Origin of the sequence: Mycobacteroides sp. PCS013, assembly GCF_049532645.1 — a bacterium.
Taxonomy (GTDB): Bacteria; Actinomycetota; Actinomycetes; order Mycobacteriales; family Mycobacteriaceae; genus Mycobacterium; species Mycobacterium gwanakae.
In genome coordinates this window covers 4,604,480-4,620,403 of the sequence record NZ_CP150131.1, presented here as the reverse complement: position 1 = coordinate 4,620,403, position 15,924 = coordinate 4,604,480, and the positions used below count along the sequence as shown (strand labels likewise).

Here is a 15,924-nt window from a genome sequence, read left to right as displayed (position 1 = left end):
TAGTCTCGAGTGATGTCCGAGTTGGTGACGGGTGACGCGGTTGTCTTGGACGTCAAGGTGGCCCAGCTTCCGGTGCGGGTGGTGTCCGCGTTCATCGACATCTTCGTGCAGGTGATCCTGCTGTATGCCGGAATCTTCGTCGTCGCGTTCTCGCTCTCGCAGTTCGACGAGGCGCTGGCCGGCGCGCTCAGCATCGCCTACTCCGTGCTGGCGCTCGTCGGCTATCCCGTCATCTGGGAGATGTCCACCCGGGGACGCTCGCTGGGCAAGATGGCCATGGGATTGCGGGTGGTATCCGACGACGGAGGCCCGGAACGCCTGCGGCAAGCCGTCATCCGCGCCCTTGCGGCCGTGGTCGAGATCTTCATGTTCATGGGCGCACCCGCCGTGATCAGCAGCTTGGTGTCGGCCAAGGGTAAACGTCTGGGCGACATCTTCGCGGGCACCATGGTGATCAGCGAGCGTGGTCCCAAACTACCTCCGCCACCGGTGATGCCACCACCGCTGGCCGAATGGGCGCAGACGCTACAGCTGTCGGGGCTCACCACCGAACAAGCGAATCTTGCCCGCCAATTCCTCAACCGCGCAGGGCAATTGGCGCCACAAACGCGCGACCAGATGCTCTATCAGATCTCCACCGATGTGCTTGCCAGCATCGCACCGCCACCGCCGCCCGGCACGCCTCCACAGTTCATGCTGGCCGCGGTGCTCGCCGAACGTCACCTTCGCGCGCTGGAACACATGCAGCCCGCCTACCCTGCAGCGCCGTCGCCTGTCCCACCGGCGGACTGGGCCGGACCACCCGCAGCATCGGCAGCGTCAGAACCCTCCGAGTCTCCGCGAGGGCCTTCAGGTTTCGCCACCCCTGGCTGATTCCGGGTAGATGCCTTCGCGTAGAGCGAGCCGCCTAGCGTTGCCACGACGATCGTGACCAGCGCCCCCAAGATGAGTGCCGCGGCCTCACCGTGCAGTAATGATTGTTGCTGTTCACCGATCGCGGCCGCCGCGATGGGCACGCCGAGCTGAGCCGCCGCCAACGCACCCAGCGATACCGGCTGTCCGAAGATCCGGCCGACCATATGTGCCAACACGGCCGCGCCACCCAGGCCCAGCCCCAGCAGCATGAGCTTGGGGTTCTCACCGAGCTCGCGCACGTGCAGGGAAGCCCCCAGCCAGACGAAGAACAGTGGCGAGAAGAAGCCTTCGGTGAAGCCGAACAGCTGCTTGGCAAGGCGGCGCGGCTCCCCGATGCCCGCGACGACCAGGCCCAGTGCGAACCCGGCCAACATGATCGACACGTGGGTCTCCACGGCCAGCGCCGCCAGCCCGAAGACGATGGCCAGGCTGATCCGCAGCTCCATGGCCACCCGGCGCTGCTTTGAATAATCGTGGAACCGGTCAAGCTTTCCGGCCTGATCGAGCGCGCGCAGGATCACGAAAACAATGCCCGCGCAGGCCGCCACGGCCACCGCACCGACGGCCGCCCGGGGCGCGTGCTTGAGGTCGATAACCAAGGGCAACAGAACAATCGATGCGGTATCGGCGATGGCCACCTGCGCGGTGGTGCTCAATACCTTGGGCCCTTCCAGGCTCAGCGAGTCGATGATTGGCAATACCAGCGCCGCCGAGGAGGACGCGATGAGCACCGCGTACAGCGGTGCATGTCCGGTGTGGAACGCGTTGGCCAGCAACACTCCCAACACCGCACCGACCGCGCCCACCACGATGGCGCGCAGGGCCGCCTTGGGCAGTGCGGCCACCATTGTCTTATCGCGTATGGGCACATGCGTGCCGGCGACGAACATGACCAGCGCGAATCCGACGTCGGCGAACATCTTGAACGTAGGATCGAATGCATCGATCCAGCCAAATCCGGTGCGGCCGACGATGATTCCGGCTAGTAATTCGCCGATGACGACAGGGATCCGCAGCCGCGTATTGAGTGCGAGCAGCGGCCCGACCATTCCGACGACGACGACGATCGCCAGGGTCGGAAATCCAAATCCGCTCATGGAGCTACTGCCAGGAAACCAAATGGCAGGGGATATCGGTATTTTCGTCGGATATGTAGCTGGCGCAGACCCGGTGGTAGCCGTCGGCGATCTCCAGCCGCGCCCCGGAACGTGCGTCACCCCGGACCAGCAGGATGGGGGACAACGCCTTGTCCTTGGCGATCTTCGCAAGGTCGCGCGCCACGTGAGCGTTGGTCTTGGGAAGCATCTCCAGGTGAGCCGCCCGCAGAATGTCCTTGGCCTTGCGGTACTCCAGCGTCGCATTGCGCAGCGCCTTCACGGTCCGCTTCACCACATCGGCCTCACCGACGAGCGTCAGGTAATCCACGGCCGCCGCGTAGTCGTGGTCCTCGGGTTGTTCCAGCCACTTCACCGTCATGGCGGTCACCCTACGGCGCGTAGCTGGCAGCAGCTCTCGAAATCGTCTCCGAAAGTTTTCGTTGCATCACGATCGATTCCGATATATCGTTATATATCGAGAGGCGAGAACGTCTTCCCCCAAGCACAAGGAGATACACATGACTTCCCATGAGGAAAGGGCCGAACAGTTTCGGCCCGACACACCATTTGGTTTCGGATTCGGTTTCGACCCCACACGTCGCGGACCAGGTCGGCGCCACGGCGGTCGTCGTCACGAATGCGATTCGCGCGGCGAGTTCCAGGATCAAGCCTGGGCTGGGCGACGCGGACCCGGCGCGTTCATGGACCGCGGGTTCGGGCCGGGGTTTGGACGCGGATTCGGTCCGGGCTTCGGCCCTGGTTTCGGATTCGGTTTCGGTGACCAGCCGCGTGGACGCGGACGGGGACGTGGCCAGCGCGGCGACGTCCGGGCCGCCATCCTGGCGCTGCTCGCCGAACGCCCGATGCACGGCTACGAGATGATCCGTGAGATCGCCGAACGCAGTAACAACATCTGGCGGCCAAGCCCCGGTTCGGTCTACCCGACACTGCAACTGCTCGTTGACGAGGGCCTCATCGTCGAGGCCGAGGGCAGCGGCAGCCGCAAGCAGTTCGAGCTCACCGAAGAAGGCAAAGCGGGCGCGGCCAAACTCGACACCCCGCCCTGGGACAAGATCAATGAGGACGCCGACCCATCGGTGCTCGATCTTCGTTCCGCACTCGGTCAGCTGATGGGCGCGGTCGCACAATCGGCCCACGCCGCCTCAGCCGAACAGCAGCAGCGGATCATCGAGATCGTCAATTCTGCTCGCAAGCAGATCTACGGCATCTTGGGCGAAACCGACTAGCTCACCTGTCGAGTGTCGACTTTTCGGGCTGTTCTCTCGAACTTTCACCCGAGAAGTCGACACTCGGCCAATTACTTAGACCTCGACCCAATCCAGCGTGCGCTGCACGGCCTTCTTCCAGCCGGCGAACCCATGCGCGCGCTGTTCCTCGCTGATCGAGGAGCTCCAACGCTCGTCTTCCTGCCAGTTCCGCCGAAGGTCGTCGACGTCCTTCCAGAAGCCGACGGCCAAGCCCGCCGCGTAGGCAGCACCGAGAGCGGTCGTCTCGGCGACAACGGGTTTGACGACATCCACGCCCAGGGTGTCTGCCTGGATCTGCATGCAGAGCTTGTTGGCGGTGATCCCGCCGTCCACCTTGAGCACCTCCAGGTGCACACCCGAGTCGGCCTCCATAGCCTCGACCACTTCGCGGCTCTGGTAGCAGATCGCCTCCAGCGTGGCGCGCGCCAAATGCGCGTTCGTGTTGAACCGGGAAAGGCCCACGATCGCGCCGCGGGCATCCGAACGCCAGTACGGCGCGAACAAGCCCGAGAAGGCCGGTACGAAATACACCCCGCCGTTGTCCTCGACCTGACGCGCCAAATCCTCGCTTTGTGCGGCGCCGCTGATGATGCCGAGCTGATCCCGCAACCACTGCACCGCCGAGCCGGTGACCGCGATGGAACCCTCCAGCGCGTACGCCGGCTTGTTGTCCCCGAATTGGTAGCAGACGGTGGTCAACAACCCGTTGCGCGAGCGGACCAATTCTTCACCGGTGTTGAGTAGCAAGAAGTTTCCGGTGCCATAGGTGTTCTTGGCCTCGCCGGGGCTCAGGCACACCTGCCCCACCATCGCCGCCTGCTGATCGCCCAGGTCGCCGGCAATGGGCACCTCACCACCCAGCGGCCCCATATGGGTCGTCACACCAAAGGGCTCCACCGGCGAGGATGCCTTGATCGGCGGAAGCATCTGGCGCGGAATGGAAAAGAACGACAGCAGCTCGTCATCCCAATCCAGGGTCTCCAGGTTCATCAGCATCGTGCGGCTGGCGTTGGTCACGTCGGTGACGTGCACCCCGCCACGGATGCCACCGGTAAGGTTCCAGATCACCCAGCTATCGGGGGTACCGAAGAGCGCATCCCCGTTCTCCGCGTCGCGGCGCACACCGTCGATGTTCTCCAGAATCCACTGCAACTTGCCGCCGGAAAAGTATGTGGCAGGAGGCAATCCGGCCCTCTCCCGGATGACGTCACCGCGGCCGTCACGGTCCAGCGCCGCCGCGATCTTGTCGGTGCGGGTGTCCTGCCACACGATGGCATTGCAGTACGGCCGGCCGGTATGACGGTTCCACACCAACGTGGTCTCGCGCTGATTGGTCACTCCCACGGCAGCCAGATCCCCCGACGACAATCCGGTCACGTTCAGAGAGGTGGCCAGCACAGACCAGGTGCGTTCCCAGATCTCCACCGGATTGTGCTCCACCCAACCTGCCCGCGGCAGCAGCTGCTGATGCTCCAATTGGTGGCGGCCGACCTCCTCGCCCCGGTGGTTGAAGATCATGGCACGCGTGCTGGTCGTGCCCTGGTCGATCGATGCCACGAAATCAGCCATTGGCGAACTCCTCGGTGTGCGACGGTGATTGGGTTTCAGAATCGTCTGCGTACAGGAATGCTTCCACGAGATAGCGGTACAGGGCGGCCCCCAACAGGCCCCCGACGAGTGGTCCGACTATCGGCACCCACCAGTACTGGGCGCCGTGCTGGTCCAGGAAGGCCGTATCGAAACCGGTGAGATAAGACGCCAGCCGGGGCCCGAAATCGCGGGCCGGATTGATCGCATACCCCGCGATGGACCCCCATGCCATGCCCAGACCGACGACCACCGCCCCGATCGCGAACGGCAAAAGACACTCGGGCATACGGACATTGCGCCGGTCTGAAATGGCGAAGATCAGGAACAACAGGATCGCGGTGCCGATGATCTGGTCGCGCAGGCCGCCCCACAGGCTCACGTCAAGGGCGCCGTTACCCGGGAGCGTCGAGAAAACCCCCTGCGTCGCAATGGTGTGCCCGGGATCCACAGCCGACAACACACTTCCGTAGTTCCACCGAACCAGCAGCGCCGCCACGAACGCACCCGCCGTCTGGGCCAGGATGAACGGAATCACCTGTTTCCAGGGGAATCCACGAAACACCGCCAACGCCAGCGTCACCGCCGGGTTGAGGTGCGCGCCGGATATCCGCCCGGCGGCGAAAATGCCGAAGGCGACTCCCATGCCCCAGGCCCAGGCGATGGAGTTGTGATTGCCGTAGTCCTCGTTACCGGCCGTCACCACCTGTGCGACCACACCCAAGCCGAACAGAATCAAGATCAGCGTGCCGACGAACTCCGCGGCGAGTTGACCGGTGTGCCTCATAACTCCGAATCTAGGGGCGGGCCGCCGCGCACACACCTGAAAACGCCGAACGGTCCCCCGATTTCGGGGGACCGTTCGCGTTAAGAAACTCCTACTTCCAGGGCTCGACGCTCTCGCGCACCAGGTCAATGCTCCACGGCCCGTCGGTCTCGGCGGTGTCGGTCACCGACCAACCCTTGAGCCGCTGGATGGATCCACCGGTCACCTTGAACACCTGACCGGTCCACGGGTTCTTCTCCGTGCTCAGGTAGGCCACCAACGGCGAGATGTTGGCCGGGCTGAACATGTCGAACTGCCCCTCCTCCACCGGCGCCGCGAAGATCGCACCCATACCCGGCGTAGCCAGCGTCAGGCGCGTGCGCGCCACCGGCGCGATCGCGTTGACCTTGACCCCGTACCGCTCCAGCTCGGCGGCTGCGACGCAGGACAGCGCCGCGATACCGGCCTTGGCCGCACCATAGTTACCCTGACCCGGATTCGGCAGTGTCACACCGGAATCCGATGCGGTGTTCACCACGGTGGCCTTGACATCGGCGCCAGCCTTGGACTGCGCCTTCCAGTACTCGGCTGCGTGGCGCAGCACCGCGAAATGCCCCTTGAGGTGCACCTGGATGACCGAATCCCACTGATCCTCCTCAAGGCCCGCGACGAAGCCGTCCCGCAGGATGCCCGCGTTGTTCACGACGGCGTCCAGCTGTCCGAAGGTTTCGACGGCCTGATTCACCAGGTTCGAGGCTCCGGCCCAGCTCGAGATGTTGTCGGTGTTCGCAACGGCTTTGCCTCCGGCGGCCACGATCTCATCGACCACTTCCTGCGCGGGCCCGGCATCCGATCCGGAACCGTCGTTGGCGCCGCCGAGGTCGTTGACGACCACCGATGCGCCTTCCCTGGCGAAGAGCAGCGCGTGCTCACGGCCGATGCCACGTCCGGCACCGGTGATGACCGCCACCCGTCCGTCAAGTTGTCCCATAGTGATTCCCTCTCCTTCTGCGATGACTTAGGCGATAACGGCGTGGCCGTTTTTAATGACGAGATCGTCGCCGACGCTCGTTTCGTACGAATAGGTGCCGGCGGCACCGTTCTTCCAGAAGCTGGTGGTGATGTCCTGCCCGGGCAGCACCGGCTTGGCGAAGCGCACCGCCAGCTCCTTGAGACGTTCGGTGCGTGAGTCGGCCAGCTCAGTCAGGGCGGCCCACGAGGTAAATGCCATGGTGCACAACCCATGCGCGATGATGCCGGGCAATCCGGCCGCCACCGCGGCATCGTTGTCCAGGTGGATCGGCATCGGATCACCCGAGGCCGGGCTGTACCGGAACGTCTGGTCATCATCGACATGCTGTACCAGGGAGGCGGCTGGCGCGTTGGCCTTGATCGCCTCATCCAGCACAACGTTCGGGCCAAGCACACCGCGTGTCTCACCCACGTCGTACTTGCGGAAGAAGAACGTCACGTACTGTTCGTTGACCAGATCGCCCGAGGCATCGCGCGTTTCGGCATACACCGTGCCGCGAGTGCCGTTCTCCATACCCTCGTAGCCGGTCATCTTCGACTTGGCCACCAGCGTGTCGCCGGGCTTGATGGGCCGGTGGAACCGGAAGAACTGCTCGCCGTGCACCACACGCGGAATCAACTGGTAGGGAACGACACTCATTGTGGTTCCGACGAGTGACTGGAAGATGGGCACCACCGCGAAAACCGGTGGTGCCACCTCCCCCTTGCGATGCTCTTCGATCGGGTCGTTGGTGGCCTCGGCATAGGCGATCAGGCGATCCTTGTCGACCTCAATGGTCTCCTCGGCGCCCCACTGGTCCAGGCCATCGTTGTTGAACGGGTATTTGGTGTCAGCCATTGTTTTCCAACCCCTTTCAGCGGTTGGCCGGCTTGTAGGCGGTGACCACGCACGCCCCACCGAGGCCCAGGTTGTGCTGCAACGCCACCTTTGCGTCGGCCACCTGGCGCTTGTCGGCCTCACCGCGCAGCTGCCAGGTGAGCTCGGCGCACTGCGCCAGACCGGTCGCACCAAGCGGGTGCCCCTTCGAGATCAGGCCACCCGACGGGTTGACCACCCAACGGCCGCCGTAGGTGGTGTCACCGTTGTCGATCAGCTTGCCGCCCTCGCCCTCGGCGCACAGTCCCAACGCCTCGTAGGTGATCAGTTCGTTGGCCGAGAAGCAGTCGTGCAACTCGATGACGTCCACGTCGTCGGCCGAAATCTGAGCCTGCTCATACACTTTCTGCGCAGCGAGCTTGGCCATATCGAATCCGATGAGCGTGATCGCCGACTTGGATTCCAGCGTTCCCGGGGTGTCTGTGGTCATCGCCTGCCCGACGATCTCCACGGCACGGTCACCGAGCCCGTTGGCCTCGACGAACCGCTCCGAGGCCAAGATGGCCGCGCCCGATCCGTCGGAGGTCGGCGAGCACTGCAGTTTGGTCAGTGGTGCGTAGATCTCTTTGGCGTCCAAGATGTCCTGAAGGGTGTACTCCTCCTGGAACTGCGCGTAAGGGTTGTTCACCGAATGCTTGTGGTTCTTGTAACCGATCTTGGCGAAGTGCTCGGCGGTGGTGCCGTACTTCTGCATGTGCTCACGACCGGCGGCGCCGAACATCCAGGGCGCAGGCGGGAAGGCGAAATCGAACAACCCGGCGAGGGCTTCGATGTGCCGCTGCATGGGCTGCTCGCGATCGGTGAAGGTCGCGCCCAACGATCCGGGCTGCATCTTCTCGAATCCCAGCGCCAGCGTGACATCGGCGAGTCCACCGCGAATGGCCTGCGCCGCATTGAACAGCGCGGTCGAGCCGGTTGAACAGTTGTTGTTGACGTTGGTGACCGGGATGCCGGTCATGCCGAGTTCATAGACGGCACGCTGACCGGAGGTGGACTCCCCCGCGCAGTACCCGACATAGGCGGCTTCCACCTTGTCGTAGTCAATGCCGGCATCGGCCAGGGCATTGGTGCCCGATTCCTTGGCCATGGCCGGGTAGTCCCAGCCCTCACGTCGTCCGGGTTTCTCGAACTTCGTCATCCCGACGCCGATGACGAAAACCTTTTCGGGGGCCTTTGGGGGCATCGTTCCAAGCTCCTTTTGCGCGCACTTCGATGGGGGCTTCGTCAACGTAACATACGTTCTATCCTGAATGTAAGGGTCCGGTACAGATGTATCGTCAACCCGAAGAAGGCCTGGTCCATGGAACGATTAACTTGGTGAACGTGCATAAAACTTGCCCGGAATCACCCCGGGCATTTACCTACAGGACAGTTTGTTTTTGCGTATCGAGCTGCGGCGCCCGAAGCCGCAGCTCCAGCATCTGCTTGGCCCTGGACCAGCGACGGTCGCGGGTTTCCTGAGACGCGGTCAAGCTGCTGACCAGGATGCCGCGGATGATGTCCATGGCCAGCAGACCGAAGTCACGCCGATCTCGGGGAGACGTCGGATCCTCGTCGTCGAGTACATGCAACGCCGACAGATTGTGCAGCACCATCTTTTCGAACTGGTCCAGGTGCACACGCAGGTCAGGCTCGGTCCGCGCCGCGATAAGCAGCTCCACCACCGCGGTGAACAACGGCCCCTGATGAATCCGCCACAGCACGTCGAGATACCGCTCAACAGAGTCGGCGGATTGATCCATGGCCATCAGCTCTTCGAGCACCGCCTGGGTGCGCTTGAACGCGAGATGGCGCACCGACTCAGCCATCAGTTCCGACTTCGACTGGAAGTGATGGATCAGCGCACCGCGCGTGACACCGGCGCGACTCGCGATACGCGAAGTGGTGGTGCCGGAATACCCGAACTCGACGAGACAGTCGATGGTCGCCTCAAGCAAGCGGGAACGCATCGCCGCCGAACGTTCCTCCTGGGTGCGTCGCGGCGTGGCCATGCCCACATTGCACCACAGTCAGCCGACGGGCAACGCGACTATCGGCCGGTGACCTGGTGGAAGATCTGCGCGGCCTGCGCCTCGTACTTCGCATACGCGTCAGGGAAGGCGGAGCGCTGAACCGACTGCGCGGCTTGGGCAACACTCATGTCCTGCCAGCCGGACACCTTCACCAACTGGTCGTAGAACTTGCCCGCCGACCTCGTCGGATCCATCAAATCGGCTGTGGCACCCCAGCTTTGACGCTGCTGGAACGGACCCACCGAGTCGTGGTCATGTCCCACACCGTCATTGGCCAGCATCATCGAGTCGGGAACCGAGGAGTTCGCGAGGCTGCGCAAGCCGGACTCGGTGAGTGCGGTGGCCAACGCGATCTGAATCGCCTCGGGCGAAAGCCCCCGACGCAGACCTTCTTCGATGATCTTGCGCGCGACGTCCATCTGACCGGCGTCCAGATTCATGAACACCGACGGACCCGACGGACGCAACGACGGAGCACCGGTGTTGGAGTAGCTCCCGTCGGGCACGCTATGGCCCCCGCCGCCACCGTGGCCGCCCCCGCTGCCGCCACCATGGCCCCCACCGAAACCGCCGCCACCGCCGCTGCCGCCACCGAATCCACTGCTGCCGGCCCGCATCGAGCCGCTTGCCGCACCGCCACTGCTGGCCGGTACGAACGCCGCGGGCTGCGTGCTGGCCGCCTTGTGCTCCGCGTCGACCGTCTCCGATGCCTTGCGCAGGTCATTCGACGAGGCGCGATCGGCTTCCTCAAGCGACTTCAGGGCCTGACGAATCGCATCGGTCAGCCGGCGGGCCTCGGCCTGCAGATCCCTGTTGCCCTGCGGAGCCGTGACCGTGCCGTCGTCGGCAACCTGCAGGCCCTTCGCGTTGGCCTCGTCCACCAGCGCCATCACCTTGTCACGCGCCGCAGTCAGTGCCGAGTGCCCGCCACGGACCGCCTCGGCCACATTGCCGATCGCGAATGAGAGCCGGTTGGTCGAGGACTGCTCGCTCGATGCCTGGTCATACGCCGCCGCGAAGGACTTGCCCTTCCAGAACGACTCTGCCGAGTCCAGATCGCGGACCACTCCGTCGATGGACAGGTCTAGGTTCTTGCTGGCATCTTCGATGGCCTTTGCGGCAGCGTCCAGGTTGGCGACATCCCACCCACGTAGCTGCGAAATCGTCGGTCTCACAGCCTGACCTCTCCGGCCCTGGTGACCTGCCTGCCGTTAGCGGCGTCCTGGCCCGTCAACGAGCCCGAACTGGTCTGAACAAAGTGTGAAATGCCCTCGATGCGTTCGGACGCACCGCCCCCGGCGCGTTTGAGTGCCGCACTGACGGCCCGCAGCACCTCAGCGAACTCGGTACCGGCAACCGCGTTGGCCGCCGCCTCGAAATCAACATCGGGAAACGCATCCTTCGCACGTCCTGCGACGCGACTCGCCAGCCGAGCCATCTCGGCACCGTTGGCCTTCATGATGTCGCTCATAGATACCTCCCCAAGGAACCGGTCCCACGCGCACACGATGGCGCGGTTCGTCGCCAGATTGTGCCTCTGATCAGATACGACGGCGCTGCTGCTGATTTGGTTCCATGTTTTTCAACCTTTTTTCGCCGAATCGTCCGGGGCCGCGTACGGGCGAATCACCAGGTCCTAGCCCCCCGGTGGGGAAGAATACGACCCATGGGCGACGAAGTCGCACGCACCCAGTTCACCGGTGAGCACCGCCGGGCCTATCGCACCAAGGTGCAGAACTGTCTGGACGTGTTCGAGACCATGCTGTCGGAGTCCAGATTCGACTTCGAACGACCGCTGACCGGCATGGAGATCGAGTTCAACCTCGTCGACGGCAATTACCAGCCGGCGATGACCAATACCGAAGTCCTCGCGTCGATCGCCGATCCGGCCTTTCAGACGGAACTGGGCGCCTACAACATCGAACTCAATGTGCCGCCCCGCGCACTCCCCGGCTCGGCGGCCCTGGAACTCGAAGACGACGTGCGCACGAGCCTGAACGCGGCGGAGCGGCGGGCCGGCGAGCGCGGCGCCCACATCGTGATGATCGGCATCCTGCCAACGGTCATGCCCGAACATCTGGACGGCGCGTGGATGAGCCCGTCCTCCCGATACCGGGCATTGAACGACGCGGTGTTCAACGCCCGTGGTGAGGACATGCAGATCGACATCACCGGTGCAGAACGGCTCAGCGTCAGGTCGCCGTCCATCGCCCCGGAGTCGGCGTGCACCAGTATGCAGCTGCATCTGCAGGTGGCCCCCGACGACTTCGCCGCCAACTGGAACGCCGCCCAGCTGCTGGCGGGCCCCCAGTTGGCGCTGGCCGCCAACTCACCATTCTTCTTCGGCAAGTCCCTGTGGGCGGAGACGCGCATCGAGCTCTTCACGCAGTCCACCGACACCCGTCCCCAGGAACTCAAGGTGCAAGGGGTGCGCCCACGGGTGTGGTTCGGCGAGCGCTGGATCACCTCGATCTTCGACCTGTTCGAAGAGAACGTCCTCTACTTCCCATCGCTGCTGCCGGAGATCTCCGATGAGGACCCGGTGGCCGAGCTCGCGGCGGGGAGGGCGCCTCGACTTCAGGAACTGCGGTTGCACAACGGAACGGTCTATCGCTGGAACCGCCCGATCTACGACGTCGTCGACGGCACACCGCATCTACGCGTGGAAAATCGCGTGCTGCCCGCCGGGCCGTCGGTGATCGATGTGATGGCCAATGCCGCGTTCTACTACGGCGCGCTTCGAGCCCTGTCCGAGGATGATCGTCCGGTCTGGACGAAGATGACTTTCGCTACGGCACATGACAATTTCCTGGAGGGTGCACGGCGTGGCGCAGAAGCCAGAATGTACTGGCCCGGCGTCGGCGAGATCACGGCCGATGAACTGACGCTGCGACACCTGCTGCCCATGGCACACGAAGGATTGCAACGCTGGGGGGTGGCCACTGAGGTGCGTGATCGTTACCTCGGGGTCATTGAGGCGCGAGCGAAATCGGGCATCAACGGCGCAGCCTGGCAGACCCACACCGTCGGCGCGCTCGAAGAGCGCGGGTTGACTCGCAAGGCGGCGCTCAGCGAGATGCTCCGGATGTATTGCGAACACATGCATTCCAACGAACCGGTGCACACTTGGAAGCTGATCTAGCCGCCATCCTTCGACGGCGGTGCGCCTAGGAAGGTGTTGTCGGGGCCGATAATGAACTGGCTCGTGTCGTTCGAACTCCCGTATCGGTATTGGGTCCACCCGCAATAGACGCTGTCGTTGTCGCTCACGGCGCAGACCGTCTTCCCCAATTCGATGTATCTATTGCGTGGAAGCGTACGTTGTTGCAGCCCAGCGGGATTCACGAATCTTATTGTCGAGGTGTTATCGAAGTGCGGCTGACTGTCACCGACGAACCACCCAATCTGATTGGTACCTGCCGGAGAACCCGGAATCGGCCCGTTACAGCCGAAGCTGCCGTCGGTCCATATCCCGCAGTTGAGCCCGCGCGGAGTGCTGAACCAGAGATTGTCACTATCGGATCCGAGTCGAAAACCTTCCGTGTCGAGCTTCGCGTAGCGGCTGACATCCGGATACGGATTCGCCTGTGGATCTGCGGACGCGACAGCAGCGGTGACCACCCCGGCAGCAACAGCCGAAACTCCCAGTAATGCAGCTACTTTCCTCATGTACCCCTCCTTAACCCGGTTGCCTTACCTAGCTGGCGGGTGCCTCACCGATGTAAGTCACCGGCGGGCTCACGATGAATCGGGCAGCCGCGTAGGCGCCACTTCCACCCTTCCCGAAGCCTGTTTTGAAGCAATAGACACCGTCGGTATCCGTAACCGCGCACGTCACCGAGGCGGCCGACTGATTCACCACGATGTAGCTGTGGCGCGGAATAACTCGTTGCGCGCGCCCCTGAGGGTTAACGAATCTCGGCTGCTGCGTTTCATCGAAGTGTGGCTGCCAGTCCCCCTGGAACCAGCCAATCTGATTGGCTCCTGCCGGAGCACCCGGTATCGCGCCGGTGCACCCAAAACTGCCGTCCGCCCAGATCCCACAGTTCAGTCCGGCAGACGTGCTGAACCAGTAATCGTCATCATCAGGCGACAGGCGGTAACTCTCGAAGTCCACCTTGGCGTATCGACCCAGATCCGGATACGGGCTCTTAGGCGGCTCAGCATTGGCCACAACCGACATCCCCAGCAATCCCCCAACGGCAATTGCACTAACCGCAACCACCCACTCTTTTAGCACATCAACCCCCAGATTTGAATGTTGCTGTAACACTTAATTCATAAGTATACGCAGGTTTAATCTAGTTGCGAGAGCCAGCCCCCATCGCACCAAGCTACCCCGCTCCAACCGGTTACGCCCGGAGCGCTTCGGCCAACTGTTCCAGCTCTTCATCGGTGCCATCGACATGCGGGCTGATCCGCAACACCGGCTTGGTCATCTCGAACGGTGCTCGCACGATCTCAGCAGCGGTCGCCACGATCGCATGCTCCTCGATGAGGTGCGCTCGCACCGCGACGACGTCGATGTCCCCGATGGGCTCCAGTGTGGTGATGGCGCTGGGCTCGTCCACCGACTCCACCACTCGCCAATCGTCGAGTTCTCCCAGTATCTTTCGGGCCGCCCGTCCACGCTCAGTCAACGCGCCCTGAACCTCCGAGGGACCGGCCGCCAGATGCTGCCCCACCGCGACCGACAGCCCCACCCAGCCCGCGACATGTGCCTCGACATGGCCGGCCCATTGCGGAATCAGATGTGCAAGAGCTGGATTGACGGCAAGCACGCCCACACCGCGCGGACCGGCCAACCACTTACGTGATGGTGCGTACATGGCGTCGGCGCCGAACGTGCAATCGATATGTCCCAGTGCCTGCGCGGCATCGACAACGACCGGCACCCCGGCCGAACGCGCCAACGCGACCACCTCGGCGGCGGGCTGCACGGTGCCACGGTGGCTACCGACAACGGTGAAATGCACCAGATCTACCTTCTCGCGGCGCAGAAACGCCTCGATCCCGTCAACATCGGCGCGGCCGTCTCCGTCGACAGGCAACCACACCGGAGTGAATCCGAAGTGGTTCATGATCATCAGGTTCGGGCCGAATTCACCGGGCAGACAGGCGACAACCCGTCCGGCATCGACCGGCCACGACTGCAGCAGCGTACGCAGGGCATCGGCGGCGCCGGTGGTGAATTGCACCTGCGCCTCGGGCATGCCCGTCAGGTGACGTACTGCGGCACGTCCAGCCTCGAGTACCGGGGCCGCGGCTTCCTGCGCCACGTATCCGCCGATCTGCGCCTCGTGTTCGGCGTGCTGAGCCACCGCCCGAATGGTGTCAACGCTCTGCCGTGAGCAGGCGGCCGAATCCAGGTGCACACCGAGAACCGGTGGCCGGACCTGCCGCCACACCTCACCCAAGCTCACTGTTTCACCGCCAGCGACAGTCCGAAGTCATGGGAATCGTCTGTCCACCAATGAGTCTGGCGCAGGCCCGCAGCGGCCAACTCCCGCGCCACACCCTCCTGCCGAAACTTGCACGACACTTCGGTCAACATCATCTCCCCCGCCCCGAAATCTACGACGAGTTCCAGAGCTTCGATGGTCACCCGCTGGTCGCGCACGGAGCGCAGCCACATCTCCATGCGTTCCTCGTCACCGTTCCACAACGCGACGTGCTCGAAAGCCTCCAGGTCGAAATCAGCATCGAGCTCACGATTGATCACCGCCAGCACATTGCGATTGAAAGCGGCCGTCACACCGGCGCTGTCATCGTAGGCGCGCACCAGGCGGCCGGTATCCTTCACCAAATCAGTTCCGAGTAAAAGCATTTCACCGGGTTGCAGGGTGTCCGCGACATCGGCCAGGAATCGTGCCCGCGGCTGCGTGGTCAGATTTCCGATCGTGGATCCCAGGAAGGCGACGAGACGCCGCCCCTCCCGGGGAATCCGCCCGAGATCCTTTTCGAAGTCGCCACACACGGCCCGCACCCGCATCCCCGGATACTCGGCGACCAGAGCATCTCCCGCCGCGCGCAGCACCCCGGAATCTACGTCGAAGGGGATGAATGTCTTGGGAGCCAACGCGTCGAGCAGCATCCTGGTCTTTTCCGAGGTGCCGCTACCCAGCTCCACCAGGGTGTCGGCACCCGAGGCCGACGCGATATCGGCCGCATGAGTACGCAGTAGGCCAGCCTCTGTCCGCGTTGGGTAGTACTCCGGCAGCCGAGTGATCTCGTCGAACAGATCGCTACCCACCTCGTCGTAAAACCATTTAGGAGGAAGCGATTTCGCATCTGCGGTCAAGCCCTGCCGGACATCACGGCGCAGCGCCTCGGCCGCCGCACCGGAGGCTAGGTGATTCTCCAGAGTCAT

At 63.7% G+C, this 15,924-nt stretch carries 16 protein-coding genes and 1 pseudogene; 3 read left to right on the top strand and 14 right to left on the bottom strand.

Annotation, left to right across the window (positions count from 1 at the left end; all coding sequences use genetic code 11):
• Positions 1-72 precede the first annotated feature (72 nt).
• A pseudogene (locus tag RHO23_RS22995) lies at positions 73-384 on the top strand (RDD family protein); the annotation flags it as partial.
• Between the two features lie 368 nt (positions 385-752).
• On the opposite strand, the gene RHO23_RS22990 reads toward RHO23_RS22995, so the two are convergent.
• Both RHO23_RS22990 and RHO23_RS22985 read right to left on the bottom strand, forming a co-directional pair.
• Positions 753-2,012 carry a cation:proton antiporter gene (locus RHO23_RS22990; RefSeq protein ID WP_423488403.1) on the bottom strand — a complete coding sequence of 420 codons (1,260 nt, stop codon included), beginning with the start codon at positions 2,010-2,012 and terminating at the stop codon, positions 753-755.
• A 4-nt stretch (positions 2,013-2,016) separates the two neighbouring features.
• The gene (locus tag RHO23_RS22985) at positions 2,017-2,391 is read right to left on the bottom strand and encodes a hypothetical protein (RefSeq protein ID WP_046255452.1); all 375 of its coding nucleotides are present in this window, start codon (positions 2,389-2,391) and stop codon (positions 2,017-2,019) included.
• Positions 2,392-2,530: 139 nt separating this feature from the next.
• Between RHO23_RS22985 and RHO23_RS22980 the strand changes: the two genes are divergently transcribed.
• Entirely contained in the window at positions 2,531-3,259 is a 729-nt protein-coding gene (locus RHO23_RS22980; protein WP_423488402.1) for a PadR family transcriptional regulator, read from the top strand.
• A gap of 75 nt (positions 3,260-3,334) precedes the next feature.
• On the opposite strand, the gene glpK is transcribed toward RHO23_RS22980, so the two are convergent.
• The 8 genes from glpK to RHO23_RS22940 form a co-directional block, all read right to left on the bottom strand.
• Positions 3,335-4,849 carry a glycerol kinase GlpK gene (gene glpK, locus RHO23_RS22975; RefSeq protein WP_064407646.1) on the bottom strand — a complete coding sequence of 505 codons (1,515 nt, stop codon included), beginning with the start codon at positions 4,847-4,849 and terminating at the stop codon, positions 3,335-3,337.
• On the bottom strand, positions 4,842-5,654 hold the full coding sequence (locus tag RHO23_RS22970) for an MIP/aquaporin family protein (protein ID WP_418026090.1): 813 nt from the start codon (positions 5,652-5,654) through the stop codon (positions 4,842-4,844). Before RHO23_RS22970 ends, glpK begins: the two co-directional genes overlap by 8 nt.
• A 91-nt stretch (positions 5,655-5,745) precedes the next feature.
• On the bottom strand, positions 5,746-6,624 hold the full coding sequence (locus RHO23_RS22965) for an SDR family oxidoreductase (protein WP_070953137.1): 879 nt from the start codon (positions 6,622-6,624) through the stop codon (positions 5,746-5,748).
• A 27-nt stretch (positions 6,625-6,651) separates the two neighbouring features.
• Positions 6,652-7,503 (bottom strand): MaoC/PaaZ C-terminal domain-containing protein, encoded by an 852-nt coding sequence (locus RHO23_RS22960; protein WP_057968984.1) that lies wholly within the window; start codon positions 7,501-7,503, stop codon positions 6,652-6,654.
• A 16-nt stretch (positions 7,504-7,519) separates the two neighbouring features.
• Positions 7,520-8,725: a lipid-transfer protein gene (locus RHO23_RS22955; RefSeq protein ID WP_064407643.1), complete on the bottom strand. Its 1,206-nt coding sequence runs from the start codon at positions 8,723-8,725 to the stop codon at positions 7,520-7,522.
• Positions 8,726-8,903: 178 nt separating this feature from the next.
• A complete protein-coding gene (locus RHO23_RS22950; RefSeq protein ID WP_081336308.1) occupies positions 8,904-9,533 on the bottom strand; it encodes a TetR/AcrR family transcriptional regulator in 630 nt (209 codons plus the stop codon).
• 38 nt (positions 9,534-9,571) lie between these two features.
• Positions 9,572-10,729, bottom strand: coding sequence for a hypothetical protein (locus RHO23_RS22945; RefSeq protein ID WP_030095947.1), 1,158 nt, complete (start codon positions 10,727-10,729; stop codon positions 9,572-9,574).
• Positions 10,726-11,025, bottom strand: coding sequence for a hypothetical protein (locus RHO23_RS22940; RefSeq protein ID WP_030095948.1), 300 nt, complete (start codon positions 11,023-11,025; stop codon positions 10,726-10,728). The genes RHO23_RS22945 and RHO23_RS22940 overlap by 4 nt, the downstream gene beginning before the upstream one ends.
• Before the next feature lie 195 nt (positions 11,026-11,220).
• Between RHO23_RS22940 and RHO23_RS22935 the strand changes: the two genes are divergently transcribed.
• Positions 11,221-12,696: a glutamate-cysteine ligase family protein gene (locus RHO23_RS22935; protein ID WP_070953136.1), complete on the top strand. Its 1,476-nt coding sequence runs from the start codon at positions 11,221-11,223 to the stop codon at positions 12,694-12,696.
• On the opposite strand, the gene RHO23_RS22930 is transcribed toward RHO23_RS22935, so the two are convergent.
• From RHO23_RS22930 to egtD, 4 genes are all read right to left on the bottom strand, one after another.
• Complete coding sequence (locus tag RHO23_RS22930) at positions 12,693-13,223, bottom strand: hypothetical protein (RefSeq protein ID WP_423488401.1); 531 nt, start codon at positions 13,221-13,223, stop codon at positions 12,693-12,695. The genes RHO23_RS22935 and RHO23_RS22930 overlap by 4 nt on opposite strands.
• A 28-nt stretch (positions 13,224-13,251) precedes the next feature.
• A complete protein-coding gene (locus RHO23_RS22925; protein ID WP_064407640.1) occupies positions 13,252-13,737 on the bottom strand; it encodes a hypothetical protein in 486 nt (161 codons plus the stop codon).
• Between the two features lie 169 nt (positions 13,738-13,906).
• Positions 13,907-14,977 carry an ergothioneine biosynthesis PLP-dependent enzyme EgtE gene (egtE, locus tag RHO23_RS22920; RefSeq protein WP_423488400.1) on the bottom strand — a complete coding sequence of 357 codons (1,071 nt, stop codon included), beginning with the start codon at positions 14,975-14,977 and terminating at the stop codon, positions 13,907-13,909.
• The gene (gene egtD, locus RHO23_RS22915) at positions 14,974-15,924 is read right to left on the bottom strand and encodes an L-histidine N(alpha)-methyltransferase (RefSeq protein ID WP_423489282.1); all 951 of its coding nucleotides are present in this window, start codon (positions 15,922-15,924) and stop codon (positions 14,974-14,976) included. The genes egtE and egtD overlap by 4 nt, the downstream gene beginning before the upstream one ends.

Bases quoted from the DNA above. Each gene is read 5' to 3' on its own strand.
- RHO23_RS22930 (WP_423488401.1), bottom strand. From the start codon at position 13,223: ATGAGGAAAGTAGCTGCATTACTGGGAGTTTCGGCTGTTGCTGCCGGG.
- RHO23_RS22940 (WP_030095948.1), bottom strand. From the start codon at position 11,025: ATGAGCGACATCATGAAGGCCAACGGTGCCGAGATGGCTCGGCTGGCG.
- RHO23_RS22980 (WP_423488402.1), top strand. From the start codon at position 2,531: ATGACTTCCCATGAGGAAAGGGCCGAACAGTTTCGGCCCGACACACCA.
- RHO23_RS22925 (WP_064407640.1), bottom strand. From the start codon at position 13,737: ATGTCGGTTGTGGCCAATGCTGAGCCGCCTAAGAGCCCGTATCCGGAT.
- RHO23_RS22955 (WP_064407643.1), bottom strand. From the start codon at position 8,725: ATGCCCCCAAAGGCCCCCGAAAAGGTTTTCGTCATCGGCGTCGGGATG.
- RHO23_RS22970 (WP_418026090.1), bottom strand. From the start codon at position 5,654: ATGAGGCACACCGGTCAACTCGCCGCGGAGTTCGTCGGCACGCTGATC.
- RHO23_RS22965 (WP_070953137.1), bottom strand. From the start codon at position 6,624: ATGGGACAACTTGACGGACGGGTGGCGGTCATCACCGGTGCCGGACGT.
- glpK (WP_064407646.1), bottom strand. From the start codon at position 4,849: ATGGCTGATTTCGTGGCATCGATCGACCAGGGCACGACCAGCACGCGT.
- RHO23_RS22985 (WP_046255452.1), bottom strand. From the start codon at position 2,391: ATGACGGTGAAGTGGCTGGAACAACCCGAGGACCACGACTACGCGGCG.
- RHO23_RS22950 (WP_081336308.1), bottom strand. From the start codon at position 9,533: ATGGCCACGCCGCGACGCACCCAGGAGGAACGTTCGGCGGCGATGCGT.
- RHO23_RS22990 (WP_423488403.1), bottom strand. From the start codon at position 2,012: ATGAGCGGATTTGGATTTCCGACCCTGGCGATCGTCGTCGTCGTCGGA.
- RHO23_RS22960 (WP_057968984.1), bottom strand. From the start codon at position 7,503: ATGGCTGACACCAAATACCCGTTCAACAACGATGGCCTGGACCAGTGG.
- egtD (WP_423489282.1), bottom strand. From the start codon at position 15,924: ATGACTCTGGAGAATCACCTAGCCTCCGGTGCGGCGGCCGAGGCGCTG.
- RHO23_RS22935 (WP_070953136.1), top strand. From the start codon at position 11,221: ATGGGCGACGAAGTCGCACGCACCCAGTTCACCGGTGAGCACCGCCGG.